General features: G+C 49.9%; 20 protein-coding genes. 10 read left to right on the top strand and 10 right to left on the bottom strand.

Annotated features, from left to right (window positions below; all coding sequences use genetic code 11):
* Positions 1-81: 81 nt before the first annotated feature.
* Entirely contained in the window at positions 82-906 is an 825-nt protein-coding gene (murI, locus tag ABD846_RS13490; RefSeq protein ID WP_344828078.1) for a glutamate racemase, read from the top strand.
* Here murI and ABD846_RS13495 read toward each other — a convergent pair.
* Entirely contained in the window at positions 903-2,165 is a 1,263-nt protein-coding gene (locus tag ABD846_RS13495) for a hypothetical protein (protein WP_344828081.1), read from the bottom strand. The genes murI and ABD846_RS13495 overlap by 4 nt on opposite strands.
* Before the next feature lie 166 nt (positions 2,166-2,331).
* On the opposite strand from ABD846_RS13495, the gene ABD846_RS13500 reads away from it, so the two are divergent.
* The 5 genes from ABD846_RS13500 to ABD846_RS13520 all read left to right on the top strand — a co-directional run bounded on the left by ABD846_RS13500 (position 2,332) and on the right by ABD846_RS13520 (position 9,009).
* Positions 2,332-3,366 carry an ABC transporter permease gene (locus tag ABD846_RS13500; protein ID WP_344828083.1) on the top strand — a complete coding sequence of 345 codons (1,035 nt, stop codon included), beginning with the start codon at positions 2,332-2,334 and terminating at the stop codon, positions 3,364-3,366.
* 32 nt (positions 3,367-3,398) lie between these two features.
* Positions 3,399-4,388 (top strand): Gfo/Idh/MocA family protein, encoded by a 990-nt coding sequence (locus tag ABD846_RS13505; protein WP_344828086.1) that lies wholly within the window; start codon positions 3,399-3,401, stop codon positions 4,386-4,388.
* A 90-nt stretch (positions 4,389-4,478) separates the two neighbouring features.
* Positions 4,479-5,063, top strand: coding sequence for an RNA polymerase sigma factor (locus ABD846_RS13510; RefSeq protein WP_344828089.1), 585 nt, complete (start codon positions 4,479-4,481; stop codon positions 5,061-5,063).
* 14 nt (positions 5,064-5,077) lie between these two features.
* Positions 5,078-7,954 (top strand): hypothetical protein, encoded by a 2,877-nt coding sequence (locus ABD846_RS13515; protein ID WP_344828092.1) that lies wholly within the window; start codon positions 5,078-5,080, stop codon positions 7,952-7,954.
* Positions 7,955-8,037: 83 nt separating this feature from the next.
* Complete coding sequence (locus tag ABD846_RS13520; RefSeq protein ID WP_344828094.1) at positions 8,038-9,009, top strand: hypothetical protein; 972 nt, start codon at positions 8,038-8,040, stop codon at positions 9,007-9,009.
* 73 nt (positions 9,010-9,082) lie between these two features.
* Here ABD846_RS13520 and ABD846_RS13525 read toward each other — a convergent pair whose 3' ends face one another.
* On the bottom strand, positions 9,083-9,403 hold the full coding sequence (locus ABD846_RS13525; protein WP_344828097.1) for a hypothetical protein: 321 nt from the start codon (positions 9,401-9,403) through the stop codon (positions 9,083-9,085).
* 63 nt (positions 9,404-9,466) lie between these two features.
* Positions 9,467-10,087, bottom strand: a complete 621-nt coding sequence (locus ABD846_RS13530; RefSeq protein ID WP_344828099.1) for an NUDIX hydrolase — start codon at positions 10,085-10,087, stop codon at positions 9,467-9,469.
* A 46-nt stretch (positions 10,088-10,133) separates the two neighbouring features.
* On the opposite strand from ABD846_RS13530, the gene pyrE reads away from it, so the two are divergent.
* From pyrE to leuS, 4 genes are read left to right on the top strand one after another with little or no spacing between them, the layout of a single operon-like run.
* Entirely contained in the window at positions 10,134-10,763 is a 630-nt protein-coding gene (gene pyrE / locus ABD846_RS13535; RefSeq protein WP_344828102.1) for an orotate phosphoribosyltransferase, read from the top strand.
* 9 nt (positions 10,764-10,772) lie between these two features.
* The gene (locus ABD846_RS13540; RefSeq protein WP_344828104.1) at positions 10,773-11,711 is read left to right on the top strand and encodes a geranylgeranylglycerol-phosphate geranylgeranyltransferase; all 939 of its coding nucleotides are present in this window, start codon (positions 10,773-10,775) and stop codon (positions 11,709-11,711) included.
* Positions 11,704-12,285 (top strand): Maf family protein, encoded by a 582-nt coding sequence (locus ABD846_RS13545; protein ID WP_344828107.1) that lies wholly within the window; start codon positions 11,704-11,706, stop codon positions 12,283-12,285. The genes ABD846_RS13540 and ABD846_RS13545 overlap by 8 nt, the downstream gene beginning before the upstream one ends.
* 60 nt (positions 12,286-12,345) lie before the next feature.
* Positions 12,346-15,096 carry a leucine--tRNA ligase gene (gene leuS, locus ABD846_RS13550; RefSeq protein WP_344828110.1) on the top strand — a complete coding sequence of 917 codons (2,751 nt, stop codon included), beginning with the start codon at positions 12,346-12,348 and terminating at the stop codon, positions 15,094-15,096.
* A gap of 12 nt (positions 15,097-15,108) precedes the next feature.
* On the opposite strand, the gene ABD846_RS13555 is transcribed toward leuS, so the two are convergent.
* From ABD846_RS13555 to ABD846_RS13585, 7 genes are all read right to left on the bottom strand, one after another.
* Entirely contained in the window at positions 15,109-17,013 is a 1,905-nt protein-coding gene (locus ABD846_RS13555; RefSeq protein WP_344828113.1) for an AMP-binding protein, read from the bottom strand.
* Between the two features lie 73 nt (positions 17,014-17,086).
* On the bottom strand, positions 17,087-17,455 hold the full coding sequence (locus tag ABD846_RS13560) for a response regulator transcription factor (protein ID WP_344828116.1): 369 nt from the start codon (positions 17,453-17,455) through the stop codon (positions 17,087-17,089).
* Entirely contained in the window at positions 17,455-20,151 is a 2,697-nt protein-coding gene (locus tag ABD846_RS13565; protein ID WP_344828119.1) for an ATP-binding protein, read from the bottom strand. Before ABD846_RS13565 ends, ABD846_RS13560 begins: the two co-directional genes overlap by 1 nt.
* Positions 20,152-20,361: a hypothetical protein gene (locus ABD846_RS13570; protein WP_344828121.1), complete on the bottom strand. Its 210-nt coding sequence runs from the start codon at positions 20,359-20,361 to the stop codon at positions 20,152-20,154.
* An 83-nt stretch (positions 20,362-20,444) separates the two neighbouring features.
* Positions 20,445-20,672 carry a DUF6814 family protein gene (locus ABD846_RS13575; protein WP_344828123.1) on the bottom strand — a complete coding sequence of 76 codons (228 nt, stop codon included), beginning with the start codon at positions 20,670-20,672 and terminating at the stop codon, positions 20,445-20,447.
* A 29-nt stretch (positions 20,673-20,701) separates the two neighbouring features.
* A complete protein-coding gene (locus ABD846_RS13580) occupies positions 20,702-22,267 on the bottom strand; it encodes an MFS transporter (protein WP_344828125.1) in 1,566 nt (521 codons plus the stop codon).
* A gap of 27 nt (positions 22,268-22,294) precedes the next feature.
* Positions 22,295-23,686 (bottom strand): hypothetical protein, encoded by a 1,392-nt coding sequence (locus ABD846_RS13585; protein ID WP_344828128.1) that lies wholly within the window; start codon positions 23,684-23,686, stop codon positions 22,295-22,297.
* Positions 23,687-23,765 lie beyond the last annotated feature (79 nt).

Here is a 23,765-nt window from a genome sequence, read left to right on the forward strand (position 1 = left end):
CAAAAATAATGTATTCTCAGTTTTCGGGAGAATGCGCTGCGGCACTAACTTTGTAACTGTTCAGCGTTAAAAAACTATCAGGTGTCACATCCCATCGGCGTATTTGATTCCGGCTTCGGCGGTCTCACGGTTTTCCGTTCCATAGTGAACGAACTAAGCGGGTACGATTTTATCTACCTGGGGGACAATGCACGTGCACCCTATGGCAACCGTTCTTTCGAGACCGTTTACGAATATACGCTGGAATGTGTGCAATGGCTGTTTGATAAAGGATGTCCGCTCGTGATCCTTGCCTGCAACACAGCGTCGGCAAAGGCACTGCGTACCATTCAGCAAAAAGATCTGCCTCATATCGATGCCCGTAAACGCGTACTGGGAGTGATACGGCCGACCGCCGAGATCATTGGTAAGTACTCAAAAAGCGGTTCGGTAGGTGTTTTGGGTACACAGGGAACGGTCAGTTCGGGATCGTACCTGCTGGAGATCGAACATTTTTCGCCGGAATTGAAAGTGAGTCAGCAGGCTTGCCCGATGTGGGTCTCTTTTATTGAGGCCGGGGAACATGAATCTGAAGGTGCCGCATATTTCTACAAAAAAGATATTACCGAGTTGCTGGATAAAGATCCGGAAATAGATACGGTGCTGCTGGCGTGTACGCATTATCCGATTATTGAGCAGCAGATCAAAGCCCTGTTACCGGCGGGTATTACCGTACTGAGTCAGGGGAGTATCGTTGCCGCAAGTCTCCGGGATTACCTGCAACGGCATCCGGAAATGGATAAACGTTTATCGAAACAGGGCGTAAGAACTTTTTACACAACCGATGATCCGGCCCTGTTTGAGCAGCGGGGTTCGCTCTTTTACGGATCGCCCATCAGCGCGCATTTTGCAGATGTGGTCGATTAGGTTTTTCTGGGTTTCTTTTTAGCTGCAGGAAACAGCACGTTGTTCAGGATGAGCCTGTAGCCGGGTGAGGTAGGATGAAGGCTGAGGTCTGTATGCGGATTCCCCACCAGGTGCTGGTAGTCCTCCGGATCGTGTCCGCCATAGAAAGTCCAGGTGCCTTTCCCGTATTCTCCGTGAATATACCGCGCTTCGTTCGCTGCTTTGCATTCTCCCATCACCAGCACACTGGATTTCATCACATCTTTGCGAAACGCAGTGGTCTGCCCCATAAATCCTTTTACGATATCGGTATGGTTCTGACAGAGCATGCTGGGTACCGGATCGAATTTGGCGGAAAATTCAAACAGCGTGAAATAATCATCTTCCATCGGCACACGACGGTAATGCGTATTATCGATGTTCGAGTATTCATACTCTGAGGCATTTTGCGAAATAATAAAATTGCGGAACGCGAAACACTTGCTGAAGTCGAGCTTCTGCTGGGCATCGGGAGCTATCGGATCGCCGTCAAACGGAACGTCGCAGATGTCCGTGTTTTCTGCCGCAAGTGCAATATCATAACTATCCGTGGCCGAACACATCGCAAAAAGGTAGCCGCCACCCGCCACAAAATCCCTTATTTTTTTCGCCACCGACAGCTTCAGTTTCGATACTTTGCTGTAGTGATTGCGGTGGGCAATCTCCTCCATTACTTTTACATCCTCCTGGTACCAGTTGGCAAAGCGGTACATACCCCAGAATTTTCCGTACTGTCCCGTAAAATCCTCATGGTGCAGGTGCAGCCAGTCGTATTCCGGTAACTTGCCTTCCAGCACCTCATCGTCATACAATTTGTCGAACGGGATTTCTGCATATTCCAGCACAAGCGTCACGGCATCATCCCAGGGATGCTTCCCTTTGGGTGTATACACCGCAATTTTCGGTGCTTTTTCGAGTTTGATGATATCCCCGTTATTATCAGGATCGGCAATTTTCTCCATGATCCCCAGATATTCCGCATCGGCAATCACCTGGTAACTGACGCCCCGGATCTTGCAGAGCCGTTCCACAGCTTCATGCTGGTCGATCGCAAAGCTGCCTCCTTTATAGTTCAGCAGCCAGTCTACAGGCACATTCAGCTTCAGACACGCATACGCAACACCATAGGCTTTCAGGTGATTGGTCTGGCCTTCGGCATCCATCGGGATCAGTATTTTGGAGGCAAATGCCTGCGACAGTACCAGGCTGCAACACAGGAGCAGGATCAGCTTTCTTTTCACGGCAGAGTATCTACTTTCAAATGGTAAAGTAAGACAAATACTTTTTACAAAATTATAAAGTTGTTCGTCCTACATTTGCCGGAATTCGTTCAGATTCCCTCCAATGGCTTCTTACAGTAATTTCAGAGCTCTGAAAGCCCTCACAAAGGCCAGTCTCCAGAGCATAATGAAAAGTCCGTCCGCGGTCGTTTTCAGCATCGCATTTCCGCTGGTATTTATTATTGCGTTCGGTTTCCTCGGCGGCAGCAAAGCGTTCAGTATCCGGCTTACAATGGCCAAAGATGCGGATACCACCAATGCGCTCTATCAGGCGCTTCACGAGAACCAGTCTATCAAATGGGTGCCTTACCCCGGCGATAAGGAACTGGAAAATGCCCTGAAGAAAGGGGTGGTGGATGCGGTACTGGATATTCAGACGCAAAAAATGCTGTTCCCTGCCTATAAGATCGCTCTGAACGGATCTGAAGCGCAGGCGGGCAAATTGTACCAGTTGCGCGCGATCATCAATGAGACTGTCTATAATCTGAATCCGGAACTCGCCGCGAAGATGGCCAAGGAGGTAAACATCGCGATCAGCACCGAGAAGATCCGCGATTTTAAAACAATTGATTTTATTCTGCCGGGCCAATTGGGTTTTTCACTGCTGGCCGGAAGTGTTTTCGGAACGGCATTCATTTTCTTTAATATGCGTCAGACCCTGGTGCTGAAGCGCTTTTTCGCCACACCCGTGCGCCGGGAAATCATTGTGCTGAGTGAAGGTTTCGCACGCTTATTGTTCCAGCTGGTGACCGCTGCCGTGATTATCGGAGTAGGGTATTTCGCATTCGATTACCACCTGATCCATGGCGGAGCCACCGTACTGCAGATGTTGCTGCTGTGCGTTTTGGGCGTAATGGTGTTTATGGGATTTGGTTTTGCGGTGAGCGGACTCGTAAAAAGTGAAGCAAGCATTCCGCCGCTGGCCAATATGATCACGATGCCGCAGTTTTTGCTGGCCGGTACTTTTTTCTCTATTGAGAGTTTTCCCAAATGGCTGCAGCCGATCAGCCGCGCCATGCCGTTAACTTATCTGAACGATGCGCTGCGCCGCACGGCTTTTGAAGGAGCCGGACTCTGGGAGCTGCGCACAGACATACTGATACTGCTGATATGGGGGATAGTCGTCTACATTGTTGCAGGTAAAGTTTTTAAATGGGAATAGCTTCCTATTATTGTAATTCCTAACACTATCTGATGATCCGATTTGCACTGGCCGGCCTGGGAAACATTGGTAAACGGCATGCCGAACATATTTTAAACCATCCGCAGGCACAGCTGGTGGCGGTTTGTGATATTGACCCTTCGAAGGCATCCGTTGCGGATGTTCCGTTTTTTGAGCATATCGGAGACATGTTGCGTGAAACTGACGCGGATGTTGTTTGTGTTTGTACACCCAATTACCTGCATGAGCCGCATGCTGTCGCTGCTTTGCGCTCCGGACGGCATGTAGTGGTGGAAAAGCCTATGGCATTGAGTGTTGCGGAATGTGACCGCATGATCGCAGCTTCCGAAGACAGTGATAAACTCATCTTTGCGGTAAAGCAGAACCGGTATAATCCGCCCGTAGCTGCCGTAAAGGAACTGATCGACAGCGGCCGGCTCGGTAAGGTTTTTCTCGTGCAGGTAAATTGTTTCTGGAACCGCGGCGACAGCTATTATGCGCAGAGCGACTGGCGGGGACGCAAAGAAAAGGACGGGGGATGCCTGTTCACACAATTCAGCCATTTTGTTGATATTTTATATTACCTGAACGGTACGATCGTTTCTGCCCGGGGTATGACCGCTAATTTCGCACACCAGCATAACACGGAATTCGAAGATTCGGGGAGCTTCGTGATGCAGGGCGCCAACGGGTCCATGATCAATTTCAACTTTACCACCGCGGCCTTTGAAAAGAACATGGAGGGTGCCATTACTGTTTTTGCCGAGCACGGAACGGTGAAGATAGGCGGACAGTACCTCAATACAATTGAATACCAGCAACTCGAAGGAGCAGCCCTGCCCTCGATCAATATCAGCGCCAAGAATAATGATTATGGACTGTACCAGGGTTCGATGAGTAACCACGACAAACTCATAGACAACGTGGTACGTGTATTGGAACACGGTGATAAAATGACTACTACAGCCGCAGAAGGCAGGGAAGTGGTACGCATGATTGAGCTGATGTACAGATCGGTTTAAAAAATATCTGTTTTCATTCTAACATTCGGTGTCGGTCTGTCGTCCATACAATTGGCGCACTCCGCTTACACCCTATTTAACGTGGAGATCTTGGACGAGCAAAAAGCAATTACTGTAGATTCAATCGCCGGCAACGCATTGTTGTCGGAAGATCTGCTGTTGCTTATAGAAGGCTGCCGCAAAAAAGACCGCAGGAGTCAGAAGGCTCTTTACGATCGCTTTGCGCCCATGCTGTACTCCCGGATCCGGCGTTACGTTACGGAACAAAGCGAAGTAAACGAACTATTAAATGAAACTTTTTTCAAGATCCTGACTCACCTGGATTCTTATTCGTTTTCCGGGGCATTTGAGGGGTGGATGCACCGTATCGCGATGAACACAATCACCGATTTCCTGCGCCGTCATATTAAACACAAGCAAAGAATTGTAGCGGATACAGAGGATATACACAGTACCGTTCCTGAGAATGTGCTTGCCGGAATCGGTTATAAAGAATTGTTATTATTGATTCATGGCTTGCCGGAGGTACACCGGGGAGTCTTCAACTTATTTGTTTTTGATAATTGCAGTCATAAGGAAATAGCAGAACATCTGGGAATAACGGAGGCCAACAGTCGCTGGCATCTGAACGACGCCCGGAGACGGTTAAAGGAAAAACTGGACGCTTTACGTTAACGCTTAAACAGGCAATGGAGCCAAACGAAAAACATATCGATGATTTGTTCCGGCAGGAAATGGAGGGTTTCAGAGAAACCCCTCCGGATGCAGTCTGGGAATCATTGGAGCAGAGATTAGACGCACACGTCGCTACGGGTAAGAGCCCGGGTGGCGGAGGTATGAGCGGCTGGCTTTGGGGTGTACTGACGTTAGCGGTGGTTACCGCTGCCATTTTCGGATACCGGCAATTTCATAAAGAAGATAAAGCAACTCCGGATGAGCAGGTAGCTTTTTCCGAAAACGTACCTTCCGGAAATACAACAGCCGAAGATGAGCCGGATGTATTGTCTATCGCAGAACCTGAATCCCCTGTAGCAGTTCCGGGAAATACAGTGCCGGACGGAAACGGTACAGAGCAACCTTTACCCGAAAATGTCACACCGGCTGGTTCTGCAGCAATTGATAAAAGTGAACCAAAACCGGCGAGCACTCCGGATAAGCAGACGCAGGCAAAACAAGCGCATGTTCAGGACGGCAGTCACCCATCTGATACAGACCACACAACTCCATCAGGAAAAGCAACACCACACGCGAGCGCGTCCACCAACGGAGCCGCAGCCGGAAGCAGCGCCGGAACAGCTGCCGTTAAGCAGCCTGCTACCCCGGGAAATGTGGCATCAACAGTTTCCGGGAAGGTAAAGGCTCGTCCCAAAACATCTGAGGGTAAAGCAGCACCCGACGCAGTTGAGCACACAAAGCAGGAAACTGCGGCAGTTGCCCCGGATAAAACGAATAAAAGTACACGTGAAGCTATAAGTCCCTCACCGGCAACCGGCGATAAACGTGCAGTCCGGGAAACAGCTGCTTCGTCTGCTGTAAAGGTAACGGACAGTGCTGCCCGGGATGGCAATGCAACCAGACCGGCGGGTATCAGGAACAGGACAGAGAATGCTGCGGTCGCGCAAAAAGAGACCAGGCAGGCATCATCAGCCGTTAAAGACAGTGCTGCGCGGGAACTTACCCGGAACGGCAAAACTGTTGGGAAAGCAATGGTTGAAAGTCCTTCTGTAAAAACCAAGGAACAAGCTACACCGCACAAGACAGCTGAAATGGGATCCGGTATCGCTGCAACTTCGGATAAAGCAGTTGTCGGAGCGAATAAAGAAGCCATTCAGGCTACAGCATCTAAAGATGCAAAAGCACCGACTGTGAACGGAAAACCTGCAAAGCAAAAAGCGGTCGCAGATTCGTCTGCAGTTGCCGAAAGGCAATTACTGTCATCTGTCGGAAATAAGGCCGGCGGCAACGTGCGGCAAAGTAAATCGGCAGTTGTAACGCCGGAGAAGTCAGCCGCACCGGCAACGAAGAAGGACAGGACCACCGCATCGGTTACGCCGGATGCAGCTGCAAAAAGTGGGAGCGGATCAGCAGAAAAGATTGCAGGCCGCAAAACAAAGGCAACGGATAAAGCGGTAACAGAAGACTCCTCCGGGACTAACCGGAGCACTGCAACCGCAGATGCCCAAAAGACGGAACGCATCGGAGCACAGTCGGAAGAGAAACAACCTGCCGCCGTTAAAAGGGCGGTTAAACAAAATAGTAAACCTCAGGCTTCGGTTGGTACGGGTGCCCTGGCGGGTGGCGCCGGTACAAAGCCGAAGCCGGGGTTTGTTGCTGCTGATAAGGCAAAACGCAGCGCTGCAAAGCCGGAAGGTGCGCCTGCAACACAGGAACCGCATGACGCTGCTGTTTGGTTGTCGTACGTTGGTACTTACCGCGATTTCCGGGCTGCCCGCCCTTCGGCTGATCTGCTTACCGGATCAGCGTTCCCTCAACCTGAACCGGCAGGCACGAAAAGCAGCAGGCGCAGGAAGAAAAAAGAAGATCTGTCAACTGCAAAAGCAATACAGCAGGATAACAATTCTCCACAGTCAGGCAAATCTGCCACCGGCGTCAAACGAAGCAATAGCGCTACGGTTGCCGCAACGGGAAATACATTGAAGCAAAATCAACCGGCTGACAATCCGGGAAATAAAACAGCAAAGGATGATCATACCGCAGGTTCTGCCGGCAGCTCAGGTGCATCTGCACCCGCCGCTGCCGGATCGTCTGCACCGCACGCGCCACGGGGCTTTGCTTTTCAGGCCGGAATACTCGGAGGTGTGGAAAAGGGCTTTGCGCAATTCAGTGCCCAGAAAACGGCACTGTCGGCATTCTTCGAGTGGACGGTCGGGGCAAAATGGGGTATAGGCATATCTCCCGCCTATAAATGGGCCAGAACGAGCCAGGACTATAGCTTGTCCGATGGCAGCTACGTCTCTCCGGGTGCTACGGATGTTACAGTTTTCGACCAGACCCGGGATTCCTTCGGAACGTATACCGGTTACGGATCTTATGCATTCGCACAGAAGTACGATTCAATGGTCGCAACACGTCAGCTGCAACGTAATTACCGTGAGTTTGAACTGCCGTTGTGGGTGTCTTATCACGTGACGAAGAACTGGACTGTTCTTGCCGGCGTACAACTCACCTGGGGAAGTATACCTGTCTTTCAGGGATCCGTACAGACTTTTACAGGCTTATCACTCACCGATACCGTGCGCCGCTATTACGATACTGCGTACATCGGACCTGCGGCACCGGATAAGTTTGCTCACAAAGGAGTGGATTCTTTCTCTTCGTATAAAAGTCCTTCTTCAGATCCGGTCTTGAAGCCGGTGCGCGGAGGTTATATCCTTGGTCTGCGTTATACACATCGGTATGGTATTTCCGCAGAGGCCACCATACGTCAGAATATAAGCGGACTGAGCGGCGTTGCCGATCCTACACTGAAACAGCTGATGTCTCAGCCGTACATCCGTATCAGTATCGGGTACCAGATCGGCAGATCCGGAAAATCCCGAAAATAATTTCCCCGGACGCTAACATTTCAAATGCACGCTTCGTCATATTCTTATGACATCTGTTTCTTAACCTAACAAAACTCATTTGTATGAAAACTAAAAGTTTTTTGTCCATGGCCGCATTGGCCCTCGTTTGTCTGGCAGCTTCCTGTAAAAAAGATTCGGTAGCAGTGCCGCAGAACAACAACAATAATAACAACAACGGCGGTGGTGGAACCACTACTTACCAATCGTTCTCCCGCGAGTTCGAACAGCTGGCGCCAAGGAAGATGACCAAAAGTATCGATGCGGCTGCAGGAGCCAGCTTTTACGGTTACAGCGGTACGCGCTATGTATTCCCTGCAAATGCATTTCAGACTGCCAGCGGCGCTGTGGTGACGGGCATGGTTGATCTGCAGGTAATGGAGTGCGTAAAGAATTCCGATATGCTTTTCGCGCGGATGCTCACTTCCAGCGGCGGAAGCCCACTGTTTTCTGCGGGTTCTGTAATGGTAAAAGCGACTAAAGACGGCGCAGATGTATATCTCCGCCCGGGTATGAGATTTACGGTGAAAATGCCAACGGCTAAAGGCCCTTCCGCAGGCGATATGAGCGTATTCCGCGGTATCCTTACACCGGCTGATTCTTTGTCATCGATCGACTGGGCACCGGACAGAGACTCCCTGTATGGTGTGATCTATAATGGCGATACCATTTCTATGACACCGGATTCATTCGGTTTCTTCAACCTGGATAAATTCGCAGCGGGCGATATCGTTGAAGTGGATATTAAAGTAGACGGTGCGGCAGCAACCCTTGCTTCCAAAGATGTAATGGGCTATTATATTGTCGATGGTACAACATCCGTTATGCCTTTGAGAGGTGTAAGCTTTATCTCAAATACGTACACCGGAGTAAGAATGCTGAAAAGCAAATCTGATATTGTAATTGCAGTGATCAGCGGAGGCGATTTCTACGGAGGAATCCTGACCGGTGTGACCGCCAGTTCCGGTTCGACATACACTGTCACGGTAAGTAAAATGACGCCGTCTGCATTCAAGGCAATGGTAGATGCGCTGTAGTCAAAAAAAATAAACAGGAGAAAATTAAAAAAGGTTGTTTCATCCCGAAACAACCTTTTTTATGAACGGCCGCTTAGTCGCAGCAGGATCGTCTCCCTTTCGCCTTGAATCGGGTAAACCGGTATGTCTCGTGAGAGAGGATTTTGAGTAATACAGCCATCACAAGCAGTGTATGTACAACGCGCACATACAACGGCTGATGCGCAATAAATGGTTTGGGACTGATCAAATACACAAAAGCCAATGCAAACGAAACCATTAGGAACAGCGATGGACGATATTGCGACTTACTGATGCATTTCAGCATATTCCAGAAAGTTGTTCTCTTTTTGGTAATGCTGCGTTTTACATAATGCAGCAAGCCGTCGCCCGATATGTCTACTAGCTTTGACATTGGTGCAAAGATTGATTAAATAATGTTTTGATATTGTTAAGGTGAATACGCCAATATGTTTGTTTACAAAATATTAGCTTCCCGCAGCACATCCTCGATCGTTCCGAAAGAATGGCTGATCAGAGCAGGGATTTCGGATTTCGGCACCCATCGTACTTCTTCAATCATTTCCTCTTTCTGAGGCAGCACCGGCTGGGTCGACGAAGCCTGCATCCGGTACCAGGCGGTATACTTAAGAATGTATTGCTGCTGCATCTGGTATATATGCATCGAGTTACATATTTTATTGCCGAGCTGTAATTCTTTCAGTCCTGTTTCTTCCGTTACTTCCCGAAGTGCGCATTCTTCCAGCGATTCTCCCTCGTCCAGTTTCCCTTTGGGCAGATCCCATTTGCCGCGGCGGTAGATCATCAGAATTTCCTGCTTTTCATTTACTACCACGCCGCCGGCAGAGTGCATCGGGTAAAAATTCCAGAGCAGTTCTTTTTCGATCAGCGATTTGTCGGCATCATACAGTACCACGCCGCTGGTGGACGATTGTTCCAGCAGGCGCAGCGCTTCATCGAAGTTTGCGGCATTCGCGCCGGTAAGCTGACTGTAATGAGGAAAATCTTTAAAGCATTCCGGTGAAGAGGCGAGTATGAGCGGCCTGTTGGAGAAGTAGATTTTTTGGAAGAAACTCATTACGGCCCTTTTTGATTAATTTATAGAATGGGCGTAGCTTTGGCACATGAGCACACAAAAACAATTCGCCGAAAAACTTTTGCAAATTAAAGCATTACAAATAAATACACAAACACCTTTTAAATGGGCTTCCGGCTGGAATTCCCCTGTTTATTGCGACAATCGCAAGGTGCTGAGTTACCCGTTTGTACGCGATTTTGTGAAAAGTGAACTGGCGAATATGATTTTGGAGCATTTCCCTGATGCTGATGCAATTGCGGGCGTGGCCACGGCGGGAATCGCACACGGAGTGCTTGCGGCAGATCTCATGAAACTGCCATTCCTGTATGTGCGCAGCAAGCCTAAAGAACACGGCATGGGTAACCAGATTGAAGGCGTATTGCAGCCGGGTGCCAGGGTAGTGGTGGTGGAAGATCTGATTTCTACCGGCAAAAGCAGTCTGGAAGTGGTGGAAGTGCTTCGTGCAAACGGTGCAGAAGTACTGGGTATGTGCGGCCTGTTCACTTACGGATTCCCTGCCGCGGATGAGGCGTTTGCAAAAGCAAACCTGCCGCTGCATACAATCAGCAATTACACCGCGCTGATGGAGCTCGCCGAAGACCTGAAAATCGTTAGCCCCGAGCAACGCGAAAAGCTGGCAGAATGGCGTACCAGCCCCTCCACCTGGTCTATTTAATCCTGCTTTATGGCTTGGCTGCGTCTGGTTCGCTGGAACAATTTATTTATCGTAATGCTCACCCAGTTGCTGGTGTGGTGTTGTGTGCTATTGCCGCTCCATGCATGGACCGATACTCCTTTTCTGCTGGGGCCGCTGCATTTTGCACTCGTCTGCACCTCCACCATACTGATTGCGGCAGCGGGGTATATTATCAATGATTACTTTGATATAAAGATCGATGCGATCAACCGTCCCCAGAAAGCCATCCTCGACAGGGTGATCGACAGAAGGCAGGCGATCATTGCGCATTCTGTGCTGAATGTGCTGGCGCTGGTGCTGGCGGGCGCCGTTGCACTGTCCGCCGGTAAATGGTACTGGCTTTTCGTGCAGTTGTTCAGCACTGTACTGCTGTTTTTTTATTCCTCTCATTTCAAACGTTTGTATGTGATCGGTAATGTGGTGGTAGCCCTGCTTACTGCGCTTACTATTTTCACGCTGTTTATATACGAGCCTGGTTTGTGGTATTTTGTAAAACAGCCGCCGATGCTGCGTAAAGGAGACGCGGAGCTGGCCAATCCGATATGGGTGCTGGGTATTTACACCGGTTTTGCATTTGTGCTTACCTGGATGCGCGAGATCGTAAAAGATATGGAAGACCACATCGGGGATGCAGCCGAAGGTTGTGTAACGATGCCCATAAAACTCGGCCTGAAGCGCACTGCACGGTTTATACAGCTGATTTCGCTGGGGGCAATTATTCCGTTGGTTATTGCATCTGTTAAGGTGCAGGGACTATTGGGTATTTATACCTTTTTTGTGCTTACTTTGCCCCTCACCGCCTGGGTCTTGTTGCTGAACAGACGTGCGTCCACACAACATTACCACCGTATGAGCCGTTATTTAAAGGTGATCATGGTATCAGGAATCGGTTCGTTGATCGTTTATTATTTTCAGGCTAATGCGTAATATCATTCTCGCTTCTCAATCTCCCCGCCGTAAGCAGCTTCTGGAGCAGGCAGGTATCAGCTTTACAATCGTGAATCCCGATGTGGACGAAACCGTCACTCCCGGTATGCTGGCCGAAGAGGTGCCGGCAGGTCTCGCACATAAAAAAGCTCAGGTAGTGGCAGCGCAGCATCCGGATGCCGTGATCATAGCGGCCGATACCGTTGTATTGCTGGGCAACGATCTGCTGGGCGATGAGATATTGGGCAAGCCTGTGGATTCCGAAGACGCGATTGCCATGCTGGAGCGTCTTTCCGGCCGTATGCACCGTGTGGTTACCGGCGTGTGTATCTGTATCGACGGTCATTCCCATGTATTCTCTTCCAGTACCGAAGTGTACTTCCGCCAGCTCACACTGCCGCAGATACAGAAGTATATTATGGATTACAAGCCTTTCGATAAAGCCGGCTCCTACGCAATCCAGGAATGGATCGGGCTGATCGGTATCGAAAAGATACACGGTGATTATTACAACGTAATGGGATTGCCTGTAGGTGAATTGTACCGCCACCTTACACGTCTCGGAATACTTTAATTCTTCCTTTACTGCCCGCTCTGTTTTTTGTACTTTTGCCCACAATTTTCGGCAAAGGCTATGGAGTACAATTTCAGACATATCGAAGCGGAGTCCAAAAAGAAATGGGCTGAGGGAAATGTTTACCGGACGGAGAACGATTTCTCGAAACCTAAATTCTACATTCTTGACATGTTCCCTTACCCCAGCGGGGCGGGACTACATGTAGGACATCCTCTCGGATATATCGCTTCCGATATCTACGCGCGTTACAAGCGCATGAAGGGATTCAATGTGCTCCATCCGATGGGCTTCGACGCATTCGGATTGCCTGCCGAACAATATGCGCTGGACACAGGACAGCATCCGGTAAATACAACTAAAAAAAATATTCAGCGTTACAAAGAGCAGCTCGATAACATCGGGTTCTGCTACGACTGGTCGCGGGAAGTAGTTACCGCAGATCCTAAATATTATCGCTGGACACAATGGATATTCCTCCAGTTGTTCAATGCTTATTTCGACAGGACTGCGCAAAAAGCAAAGCCGGTTAAAGAACTCGTCGCCACATTTGCGCAACAGGGAAATGCAGCACACCCGAGTCCGGAAGATGCGTCACTGCGTTTTTCCGCCGCCGAATGGCAGTCCTTCTCTGAAAAACAACAGCAGGATATCCTGATGGGCTATCGCCTTGCATTCTCCGGTTTCGGGGAAGTGAACTGGTGCGAAGCGCTGGGTACCGTACTCGCAAATGATGAGGTGGTAAACGGATTAAGCGAACGCGGGGGGCATCCCGTAGTGAAAAAGAAACTCAGACAATGGTACCTGCGCATTACCGAATATGCAGACCGTCTGCTGGCAGGATTGGATACGGTAGAGTTCAGCGAAGCAATGAAAGAAATGCAGCGCAACTGGATCGGCAAGAGTACCGGCGCGCAGATCCGCTTTGCAGTACAGAACAGCGATCTGACTGTGGAAGTATTTACCACACGGCCCGACACGGTATTTGGCGTGGACTTTATGGTACTGGCACCCGAGCATGAGCTGGTTGCGGCAATCACTACTCCTGAGCAGAAAGCTGAGGTGGATGCTTATGTGGCTTATGTGAAGAGCCGTTCCGAACGCGAGCGCATGGCGGAGAAGAAAATCTCGGGATGCTTTACGGGCGCATATTCGATTCATCCTTTCAGCGGCAAGTCCATCCCGGTATGGATTTCAGAGTATGTACTGGCCGGCTACGGAACCGGTGCTATTATGGCGGTTCCCTGCGGCGACGAGCGCGATCATAAGTTCGCACGCCATTTCGATATTCCGGTTACGAATATCATCGGTGATCAATACTCCGGTGAGGACGCCTATACAGAAAAGGATTTCACGCTTGTCAACAGTGAATTTATCAATGGACTGAATCCTGACGATGCGGCTGCACGCGTAATCGATCAGCTCGTACAGGAAGGTATCGGCGAACGCCGGATCAATTATAAAATGCGGGATGCTGCTTTTTCCCGTCAGCGCTACTGGGGCGAACCGTTCCCGATCCGCTGGATCGATGGGATTGCTTACCCGCTTGAAGAAGGGCAATTGCCGCTGGAACTGCCACATGTGGATCAGTATGGTCCGGGTCCGGACGGACAGGGTCCTCTGGCAAACATCGAAAGCTGGACAAACGAACATTACGAAACAAATACCATGCCGGGCTATGCCGGGTCTTCCTGGTATTTCCTGCGGTACATGGATCCCGGAAACCAGTATGCATTTGCCGACAGGGCTGCCACCGATTACTGGAATCAGGTAGACATTTATATCGGCGGTACCGAACATGCGGTAGGGCATCTGCTCTACAGCCGTATGTGGACAAAAGCTTTATACGACCTGGGTTATATCGGGTTTGACGAACCGTTCAAACGATTGGTGAATCAGGGGATGATACAGGGAAGCAGTCGTTTCGTATATCGTATTGATGAAAATATGTTTGTTTCACATGGTAAAAAGGATGCTTACAATACAACCGCGATTCGCATAGACGTTTCAATGGTGGACGGTGTTGTCCTGGATACTGATGCGTTTAAAAAGTGGAGATCCGAGTATGCAAATGCGCAATTCATTCTCGAGGATAACGGACAATATATCTGCGGTGTTGAAACCGAGAAAATGTCCAAGTCCAAGTACAACGTGGTGAATCCGGACGATATCATCGCGCAGTATGGTGCGGATACCTTCCGTATGTATGAGATGTTCCTCGGGCCATTGGATGTGAGCAAGCCCTGGGATACGAAAGGAATCGAAGGGGTACACCGTTTCCTGAAAAAGTTGTGGCGTTTGTATTTCGATGAGCAGAAAGGCAATATCATTACTGAGGAAACTCCTTCAGACGCGGAACTGAAAGCACTGCACAAATCGATCAGAAAGATCGAGCAGGACACCGTGCGCTTCTCGTTCAATACCGCCGTGAGTCAGTTCATGATTCTCGTGAACGAACTCAGCGATCTGAACTGCCATAAGAAAGCGATCCTGCTGCCATTGGCTCAACTACTGGCACCTTTTGCGCCGCATGCCGCCGAGGCTTTATGGGAACAGATGGGCGGATCCGGTTCTGTGGTTGCAGCTCCGTTCCCGGCCTGGGAAGAAAAGTACACGGTAGAAAATACCAAAGTGTATCCCGTGGCGATCAACGGTAAAACCCGCACCGAGCTGGAGTTTGCGCTGGACGCAGATCAGGCTGCCATAGAACAGGTAGTGCTGGCGGATGAGATCGTACAGAAATGGCTGGATAACGGACAATACAAAAAGATCATCTTCGTGAAAGGGAAGATGATCAATGTGGTTGTTTAAAAGACCGGCTGTCTAAATAGCTTCATCGAAAGCGATACCGACTCTGCGTTGCAGCAACTTTTCTTTTATTTCATTTAATATTTCCGGATCGTCGATGGTGGAGGGTATGGTATACGCTTTGCCATCGGCGATCTCGCTTATCGTCTTACGGAGTATTTTGCCGCTGCGTGTTTTGGGCAGGCGCTTCACCACTACCGCAGTTTTGAATACGGCTATCGGACCGATCGTTTCGCGTACGGTGTGCACCAGTTGATCCTGCAGGTCTGCTTCTGTCTGCGCAATACCGTCTTTCAATACGATGAGCGCCAGGGGACGTTGTCCGCGCAATGCACAGGCAATACCCACTACAGCGCATTCTGCTACGGCAGGGTGGGCGGAAACGATCTCTTCCATTTCTCCTGTGCTCAGCCGGTGACCGCTTACGTTGATCACATCGTCGATACGGCCCATCACAAACACATAACCTTCTTCATTTTTATAACCACCATCGCCGCTCAGGTAATAACCGGGGTACCGCTCCAGGTAACTTTTCCGGAAACGGATCTCATTGTTCCAGAGACCGGGCAGGCAACCGGGAGGCAGTGGTAAGCGGATCGCGATATTACCTTCCTGCTTTGCTTCGACCTCCGCTCCTTGTTCATCGAGGATACGTATATCATATCCGCACACCGGGAACCCGGCTGATCCGGGCAGGCCGGGGCGTTCGTCGATGCGGGTCATGAGCGACAGCATCGGCCATCCGCTTTCTGTCTGCCACCAATGATCGATCACGGGTTTTTGCAGCAGTTGCTGTATCCAGCCGAAAGTGTCGGGATCGCAGCGTTCTCCCGCGAGAAAAAGACTGTGCAGGCTGCCGATATTGTGCTCGCGCAGGAAACTGCCGTTATGGTCCTCCTTCTTGATCGCGCGGATTGAGGTCGGTGCGGTAAACAGTACATTGACTCGGTATTGCTCAATAACGCGCCAGAATGCGCCGGCATCCGGCGTACGCACAGGTTTTCCTTCATACAGTACCGTCGTGCAGCCGTGCAGCAAAGGTGCATACACAATATAGGAATGCCCTACCACCCAGCCGATGTCGCTCGCGGCCCAGAACACATCACCCTGCTGTACATTGTAAATGTACTCCATGCTGAAACGCAGTGCTGTCGCATATCCGCCGGTATCCCTCACAATACCTTTGGGTCTGCCGGTAGTACCTGAAGTATACAAAATGTACAGCGGGTGGGTGGACGCAACCGGTACGCAATCGGTGGTGCCGCAGGATAGTAATGCCTCATAATCCAGTTCTCCCGGACCTCCGAGGTTGTCAAATCCTTCTTCACGACGGTAATAGACCTGGTAGTCGGGCTTATGACGGGCTTCGGCAATCGCTTCATCCACCAATGTTTTGTAAGGGATTTTCTTCCCGAATTCCACACCGTACGATGCAGATATGATCACCCTGGGTTTGGCATCGTCTATGCGTACGGCCAACTCATGCGGCGCAAATCCTCCGAATACCACGGAATGGATAGCGCCTATACGCGCGCAGGCCAGCATAGCCACGAGTGCCTGGGGAATCATGGGCATATAGATGATCACCGTATCTCCTTTACGCACACCCAGGTTCAGTAAACCTTTGGCAAATGCAGCTACGGTGTTTTGTAATTCACGATAGGTGATTTGCTCGCTGGTGCCGAAAGCGGGAGCGTCGTATGCTATGGCCGTCTGTTCTCCGCGCCCTTCCGCTACATGGCGGTCGACACACAGATAGCACATATTGGTAATGCCGTCGGCGAACCATTCGTAAAATCCGTTTAAAGTATTGCTGATGATCTGTTGTGGTTGCCGGTACCAGGGAAGCAGTGCGGCCTGTTCTGCCCAGAATGCTTCCTTCTGGTCGATGCTTTGGCGGTACATGGATTCGTAATTCATCCTGAAATTCTTTCCTGAAAATTAGAACGAATTTTATTTGATACGTCCGTCGGCTATACCAAATAACCAAAACTTACGCCATAAGTTCGTTCACCTGCTTCATCAGGTCCCGTGTGGAGAAGGGCTTGGGAATATATAAGGACGCGCCGCACTCAAGTCCTTTTTTGATGTCGGACTCTTTTGTTTTCGCACTCAGGAATATGACATGTATGTGCTTCAGGTCCTTTTTGGACTTTACATGTTTGCAGATGGAATAGCCGTCCACATCGGGCATCATGATGTCCAGCAGGATCAGGTCGGGCTGATGGGTTTTGATACTGGCAAGCGCTTCCGTTCCGTTACGGGCAATCATCACATTGTAACCGGATTTCTTCATGAGAAATTCGAGTGACATCAGGATATACGGATCATCGTCTACTACCAGTATTTTTTTTGCTTGCATCAGTTGGATGGAAATGTGAACACAAACTTAGCACCTTGCGGGGAAAGACCGTCCACAAAGATCCTTCCGCCGTGCATTTCAACAATTCTTTTACAAATTGCCAGTCCGAGCCCGCTGCCCACCGGCTTTTGTATGGTCTGGTTTTTCGCCTGGAAAAACTTATCAAATACCAGCTCGCGCAATTCTGCAGGAATGCCCTTGCCGTTGTCTTCTACCCACACCTGCAGCTCATCTTCCACCATGCGGCAGGTGACGGTAATACAACCGGTGTCTTCCGGTACAAATTTAATAGCGTTTGAAACAAGATTATAGATCACCTGCCGTATCAGATCCCGGTCGCACTGTTGCAGTGTCATAAAGTTGGGATCGGTAAAAGCAAGCGATATACGTTTTTCCTGCGCCAGCGGTTGCAGGGAAGCGATCACCTCCGCTATGAGCCCGCCGAGTTCCACTGCAGCGTAATTCAGCTTCTGCCGGCCTGATTCGTAGCGCTCCAGGTTCAGTACCTGCGTAATGAGGTGACTCAGACGCTCAATCTCTTTCACAATAGCTTCCAGGTAAAATTGCCGCTGTTCTTCCTCCATGTCCGGGTTGTCGTACAGGATTTCGCTCAATGCGCGTATAGATGTAAGCGGCGTGCGCAATTCGTGCGTAACAGTGTACAGGAATTCGTCTTTTAATACGTCGCTTTTCATCAGCCGTTCGTTCACATCGGTCAGCTGCTGTTTGGCGCGGGATAACTCTGCCGATTTCTTCTTCAGCTCTTTGTTCAGCTCCAGTACCTGTTGCGATTCCTTCACGATATTCATCACCTCGCTGATGCTGATCTCCTCTTCCTGCGCAATATTTGAGATGAGGACGCGTGCAGATGCAGAGCCAATTACGCCGGTCAGTATCTTCTCCGAAAAATCGATAATACGCGGGTCTGCTTCTTCTTTATCGAGTAATATTTTATGTCTTTGTGCATAAGCGCCGAGCAGGTTGGCCGCACGCTCCCTCCCGATAAAATTGGCAAGCAGTCCGCTTACCGATTCCATCCTGGCAGAAAGCTTCCACATGCCGGGGCCGCCGGTTACGCCTATATACTGATCAATATGTACGAACAGTTCCGACTGGTATTCTTCCTGACGGGAGGGGTGGGTGAGCAGGGAGATCACAAACAGGCTGCCGATATTCGCGATCATGCTCCAGAATACACCATGCGCCAGCACACCCATGCGCTGCACACCGAACAGCCCTGTGGGCCGCAGCCAGCTGATGCCGAAGAATCCCTGGTCGAGTATGCTATGGTCCATATAGCCTGCGGTGATGATGGACGGTACGACAATGGTGATGAACCATACGAAAAATCCAAGCGTAATGGCAGTGATCGCCCCTTTACGGGTGAGCCACTTCAGGTAAAGTCCGCCTATTACGGCAGGTGCAAACTGAGCTACAGCGGCCATCGAGATGAGTCCGATGGATACAAGAGAAGACGAGGTTGCAATCCATTTGTCGTAAAGGCAGGCAAGCAGCAAAATAATAACGATACTCGCCCTGCGTGAAAAGATGATACTGCGGATTGTCGCTTTTTCATCGCCTCCGGCGGCCAGGTTCTTTAATATGCCCAAAGGCAGGATCAGGTTATTGCTGACCATTGTCGACAGCGCGATCGTTTCCACGATGATCATACCGCTGGCTGCGGAAAAGCCGCCGATATACACGAGAAGTCCGAGCAGGGGATGACCCGTCCTGAGCGGAAGTGCCAGCACATACGCATCCACACTTACCTGGTTGCCCAGCAGCAATTGTCCGCCCATAGCCACCGGCAGTACGAAGATGTTGATGAGCAGCAGGTACAGCGGAAACAGCCAGGTAGCTTTATGCAGGTGCCGTACGTCTGTATTTTCCACTACAGCCACCTGGAACTGCCTTGGCAGGAAAATAGTGGCAAGACCTGAAACAAAGATCATGGCCAGCCAATCGTTATTCTCAAGTCCGTCATGTAATGTGAAGAAGCGCGTAAAGCCTTTCAGCTGCGCTTCGCTGCTGATTGCCGCAAAGCCATTGAAAAGTACATAGCAGGTGGTGAAACCAAGTGCCAGGAATGCAATTAGCTTGATAATCGACTCAAAAGCAATAGTGGCTACGAGTCCTTCATGCCGTTCCGACGCATCGGCCGAACGCGTTCCGAAGATAATGATAAACACACTGAGGATACCGGCAATCACGAGCGTGTCGTTACTCCAGCTTGCCGGTGAAATTCCTTTGGGAACACCTGTTATGATGTGCAGTGAGGTGGCGATCGCTTTGAGCTGGATCGCTATATAGGGCAATACCCCCACGATACAGAAAAGCGTAACCAATATGCCCAATGTGTAATTCTTTCCGTACCGGTTAGAAATCAGGTCGGCTATCGTGTTGATGCGTTGTGTTTTGCAGATGATTATCAGTTTGCGCAATACCGGAATGAACAGGGCGCACATGACAGAAGGTCCCAGGTAAATTGTGAGAAATTCCGGACCATTGGTAACCGCTCTTCCCACACTGCCGTAAAAAGTCCATGCGGTGCAATACACCGCCAGCGACAGTGCATAGATCCAGCTCTTGTCCAGGAATTTGGATTTGCTTTTCCGCTGCTGCTCTACCAGGTAAGCGATGAGGAACAGCAGCGAAAGGTAGGCAACCGAGCAGATAATTATCAGCAGCTTGTTCATCTAATGCTTCCGTTTGGTTCTGATCAGTGAGTGAAACAATAGCAGCAGGATACAGGAAAGCCAGGCACAGAACAGGTATACAAACAATACCGGTATGCCGCCCAGGAAATCAGGCCGGTTCACCGAGTATAATATCGGCGCATTAAAGATCAGCAGCATAAAAAAGGCCAGCAATACATAGATAGCCTTTTTGCGTTCTTCGAGTTTCATCCCTGGAGTGCTTATGGTTTAAAGATAATAAAAAAGCACAGGCTGTTTAAGGCCTGCGCTTTTTCGGTGCTGATCAGGTGAAATCAGTCTTTGGTATCGTACTCCCCGGAAAGCGCATAGGTGCCGAAACGGAGCAGACCTCCCACGATAATGGGAGTAAGTACGAACAGGATGATAATACCGAATACGGTATCATCACTTCCTTTGGCATGCGCGATCTTAGGCCATCCGAAATCCATGATGCCAAAATAGCCGCAGGCAATGGCGAGGGCGATCCATACAATACCGAGCATTCTTTTTACAGCGTTCATAAAAAAGCGTTTTAAGTGTGAACAGATAATTAGTCTTCGATGTGTTTTATTTTACTGTTGATATACACCAGTCCGATCACAAAGCAGATAGCGCTGACGATGATCGGATACCAGAGACCTTCCAGGTAAGGTTGTGCATACGGCAAAGCCTCATTTGCTTTTTCCGCAACAGTATTCGCGTCTTTTGCTTTGGATGCGAGATAGGTCGCCACAGCAGGCAATAATCCTCCGAACACACCGTTACCGATATGGTAGGGCAGGGACATAGAGGTGTAGCGTATCTTGGTCGGGAACAGCTCCACCAGGAATGCGGCAATCGGACCATATACCATTGTTACGAGCAACACCTGTATAAATACAAGGAAGACCAATGTCCACTTGTCGCCGTCATTAATGGTAATTGTTTTTTTGGTATCCACTTTTGGTTTGCCGTCCACGATCTTCGCCACACCATTTTCAAGCGTGGTTGTTTTCACCTCATTCAGGTGCGTACCATCCGTGTAATATTTGTCAGTCGTCACAACCGAATCAAACCCGGAAGTCTTTGCATTTTCTTTCAGTACTCCGCTTACTGTCGTCTGGTCCACTACCTCCGTTTTGTTTTTCAGGTTTACGGTCTGGTACATTTTTTCGTAGATCGGACGGTAGGCAAAGACTGCGATCAGCATACCTGCGAGCATGATTTTCTTCCTGCCGATGCGATCAGACAGACCGCCAAAAACCAGGAAGAATGGTGTTCCCATCAGCAGCGCAATAGCCATCAGCGTGTCGGACTGCATCTTATCTACCGAACAGATCTTCTCGATGAAGCTCATGGCGTAAAATTGACCGGTATACCAGACAACACCCTGACCCATCGTTGCGCCGAACAGCGCCAGCAGCACAAATTTGAAATTGAGTTTGTTGCCGAAACTCTCTTTCAGCGGGTTGGCTGCAGTCTTACCTTCTGCTTTCACCTTAGCGAACAGGGGCGATTCGTGCATGTTTTTGCGGATGATATAAGATACCAGTACCATCAGGATAGAAACCCAGAACGGTACGCGCCATCCCCATTCGTTGAATGCTTCTTTAGAGATGGAAAGGCGTGTGATCATGATAACCAGCAGTGATACGAACAACCCTACCGTAGCGGTTGTCTGTATCCAGGAAGTCCAGTATCCGCGGCGGTTGGCGGGAGCATGTTCGGCAACATATGTTGCGGCTCCGCCGTATTCGCCACCGAGTGCGAGTCCCTGCAGTAAACGCAGCAGCAGTACCAGCAGCGGCGCGAAAAAGCCGATGGATTCATAAGAGGGGATACAGCCGATAGCAAAGGTCGCACCGCCCATCAGCAGCAGGGTTACCATGAAGGTGTATTTCCGGCCGATCAGGTCACCGAGGCGGCCGAAGAATAATGCCCCGAACGGACGCACCACAAAGCCTGCCGCGAATGTTGCGAGTGTTGCGAGGAACGCTGCGGTAGGGTTGTCGGAGGGGAAGAATTTGGTGGAGATAATAGTGGCCAGGCTTCCGAAAATGTAGAAGTCGTACCATTCGATCAGCGTACCTACCGAAGAGGCCCCGATGATTTTCCACAGTCCTTTTGTATTGCTCATAAAAGAAAATTTAAGTGTGAAAGGATATTACAGGAAAATGTGTGTTTGGATCACGAATTCACCTTTGCTGCCGTCGCGATCGATCGTTCCGTTGCTGCTGTTAAGCTTGTAAATCGGGCGGTTGGTGTATTGCAGAGTGATCTTCGCATTGTGTCCGCTCACGAAATAGTTCAGACCGAGGTCGTACTGAAACGAACTTGCGGCAAGCCGGTTGAAGTCTTTGTAAGTGGTGGTCACATACGGCATAAAGGAGGAACCGTTCTTCATATTCGGGAATTTATAGCCGACCTGTGTGTACCAGATGGAGCCTGTTCCTATTGTCGGTTGCAGGTTGCCGGCACCCGCAAAGCTTTCTGTCGGAGCTACGGTATTCGCGTGCAGGTTCAGTATGCCGATATTGCGCAGGTAGTTAGGTCCGAAATTGTAATTATAATATACACTGTAGATGCTCAACGCAGTTCCTTTCGCTTTGTTCAGCGGTTTATCCCAGAAGAAATCGACACCGATGCAGGTTTGCGTGTGTTTGTCGATCAGCGTGTCAGCACCGGAGACGCGCGCGCTTGCGGTTGCATTTGCCTGCGTATAGAATCCGGCTCCGATATTCAGCACTTCTTTTTTGCCGAGGTAAGTGCCGACAAAATAAGGCAGGATATTGTTCTCTTTGTCTTTAAATGCCCAGTCGAAGTAACCCGAAAATGCTGCTTTTTCGGTAAAGGCATTAACTGCGATACCATCTGGTTTGATATTTGCCTTTGTGGGCGATACGCCATAAACGTAGGGCTTGTTCACCGACACGCGGTAATCGAGTCTGCCGACCTGACCTTTGGCATAGATTCCGAATTGCCGTGCGAACTGATCGGTCGCTTCGATATTGTACCAGTTGAAGATCGGCGCATCCATGGTCATAAAGTTGAGGGTGGATGCCGAACTCAACCGGCTCACACCATTCCAGTAATGCAGCCCGGTTCCGATATGCAGTTTCCCTTTTACCACAGCATATTCCGACCATGCGTCGTGTATATAGAGCTGCGGGCGTTTACCTCCCTGACCCGTAGCGCTTGCCCCGGTGCCCAGTGTACCCGCGCCGCCGCCGTTAATGAAAGACACGTTGTTGATACCCCAATGCGTGAGGATCAGGAAGCGCGGCGAGATTTGCGAATAGGCGAGAAAGCGTGAACGACGGATACCGATATCCATGGTGCTGCTCTGCGGATCTCCGTTCACATCTTTAGTGCCGGGATTATTTTGCGTATACGTTGTCCAGAACTGATGCCACATAATGAACCGTACAAATTTTGTGCCGTCCTGGTTCAGGTCAAGCTTCAGGCCGGATCCATAATTGTCCGGACTTTGTGCGAGGGCAGAAGTACTGAGGCAGGCTGCGAGTAAGGCTGTTGTTAGGTGTTTACCTTTTTTCATCGCTTTGGTTTTTTAGAAGTGAATGAACAGATTTTACATTGCCAAATGTTGGCAGAAATTCATCATTCACACAATCGCA

The sequence above is a fragment of the Rurimicrobium arvi genome (genome assembly GCF_039540495.1).
GTDB classification, from domain to species: Bacteria; Bacteroidota; Bacteroidia; order Chitinophagales; family Chitinophagaceae; genus Rurimicrobium; species Rurimicrobium arvi.

What these genes read in the sequence shown, in the direction of transcription:
- ABD846_RS13500 (WP_344828083.1), top strand. Translation starts at nt 2,332, where the DNA reads ATGAAAAGTCCGTCCGCGGTCGTTTTCAGCATCGCATTTCCGCTGGTA.
- ABD846_RS13505 (WP_344828086.1), top strand. Translation starts at nt 3,399, where the DNA reads ATGATCCGATTTGCACTGGCCGGCCTGGGAAACATTGGTAAACGGCAT.
- ABD846_RS13515 (WP_344828092.1), top strand. Translation starts at nt 5,078, where the DNA reads ATGGAGCCAAACGAAAAACATATCGATGATTTGTTCCGGCAGGAAATG.
- ABD846_RS13520 (WP_344828094.1), top strand. Translation starts at nt 8,038, where the DNA reads ATGAAAACTAAAAGTTTTTTGTCCATGGCCGCATTGGCCCTCGTTTGT.
- ABD846_RS13525 (WP_344828097.1), bottom strand. Translation starts at nt 9,403, where the DNA reads ATGTCAAAGCTAGTAGACATATCGGGCGACGGCTTGCTGCATTATGTA.
- ABD846_RS13530 (WP_344828099.1), bottom strand. Translation starts at nt 10,087, where the DNA reads ATGAGTTTCTTCCAAAAAATCTACTTCTCCAACAGGCCGCTCATACTC.
- pyrE (WP_344828102.1), top strand. Translation starts at nt 10,134, where the DNA reads ATGAGCACACAAAAACAATTCGCCGAAAAACTTTTGCAAATTAAAGCA.
- ABD846_RS13540 (WP_344828104.1), top strand. Translation starts at nt 10,773, where the DNA reads ATGGCTTGGCTGCGTCTGGTTCGCTGGAACAATTTATTTATCGTAATG.
- ABD846_RS13545 (WP_344828107.1), top strand. Translation starts at nt 11,704, where the DNA reads ATGCGTAATATCATTCTCGCTTCTCAATCTCCCCGCCGTAAGCAGCTT.
- leuS (WP_344828110.1), top strand. Translation starts at nt 12,346, where the DNA reads ATGGAGTACAATTTCAGACATATCGAAGCGGAGTCCAAAAAGAAATGG.
- ABD846_RS13555 (WP_344828113.1), bottom strand. Translation starts at nt 17,013, where the DNA reads ATGAATTACGAATCCATGTACCGCCAAAGCATCGACCAGAAGGAAGCA.
- ABD846_RS13560 (WP_344828116.1), bottom strand. Translation starts at nt 17,455, where the DNA reads ATGCAAGCAAAAAAAATACTGGTAGTAGACGATGATCCGTATATCCTG.
- ABD846_RS13565 (WP_344828119.1), bottom strand. Translation starts at nt 20,151, where the DNA reads ATGAACAAGCTGCTGATAATTATCTGCTCGGTTGCCTACCTTTCGCTG.
- ABD846_RS13570 (WP_344828121.1), bottom strand. Translation starts at nt 20,361, where the DNA reads ATGAAACTCGAAGAACGCAAAAAGGCTATCTATGTATTGCTGGCCTTT.
- ABD846_RS13575 (WP_344828123.1), bottom strand. Translation starts at nt 20,672, where the DNA reads ATGAACGCTGTAAAAAGAATGCTCGGTATTGTATGGATCGCCCTCGCC.
- ABD846_RS13580 (WP_344828125.1), bottom strand. Translation starts at nt 22,267, where the DNA reads ATGAGCAATACAAAAGGACTGTGGAAAATCATCGGGGCCTCTTCGGTA.
- ABD846_RS13585 (WP_344828128.1), bottom strand. Translation starts at nt 23,686, where the DNA reads ATGAAAAAAGGTAAACACCTAACAACAGCCTTACTCGCAGCCTGCCTC.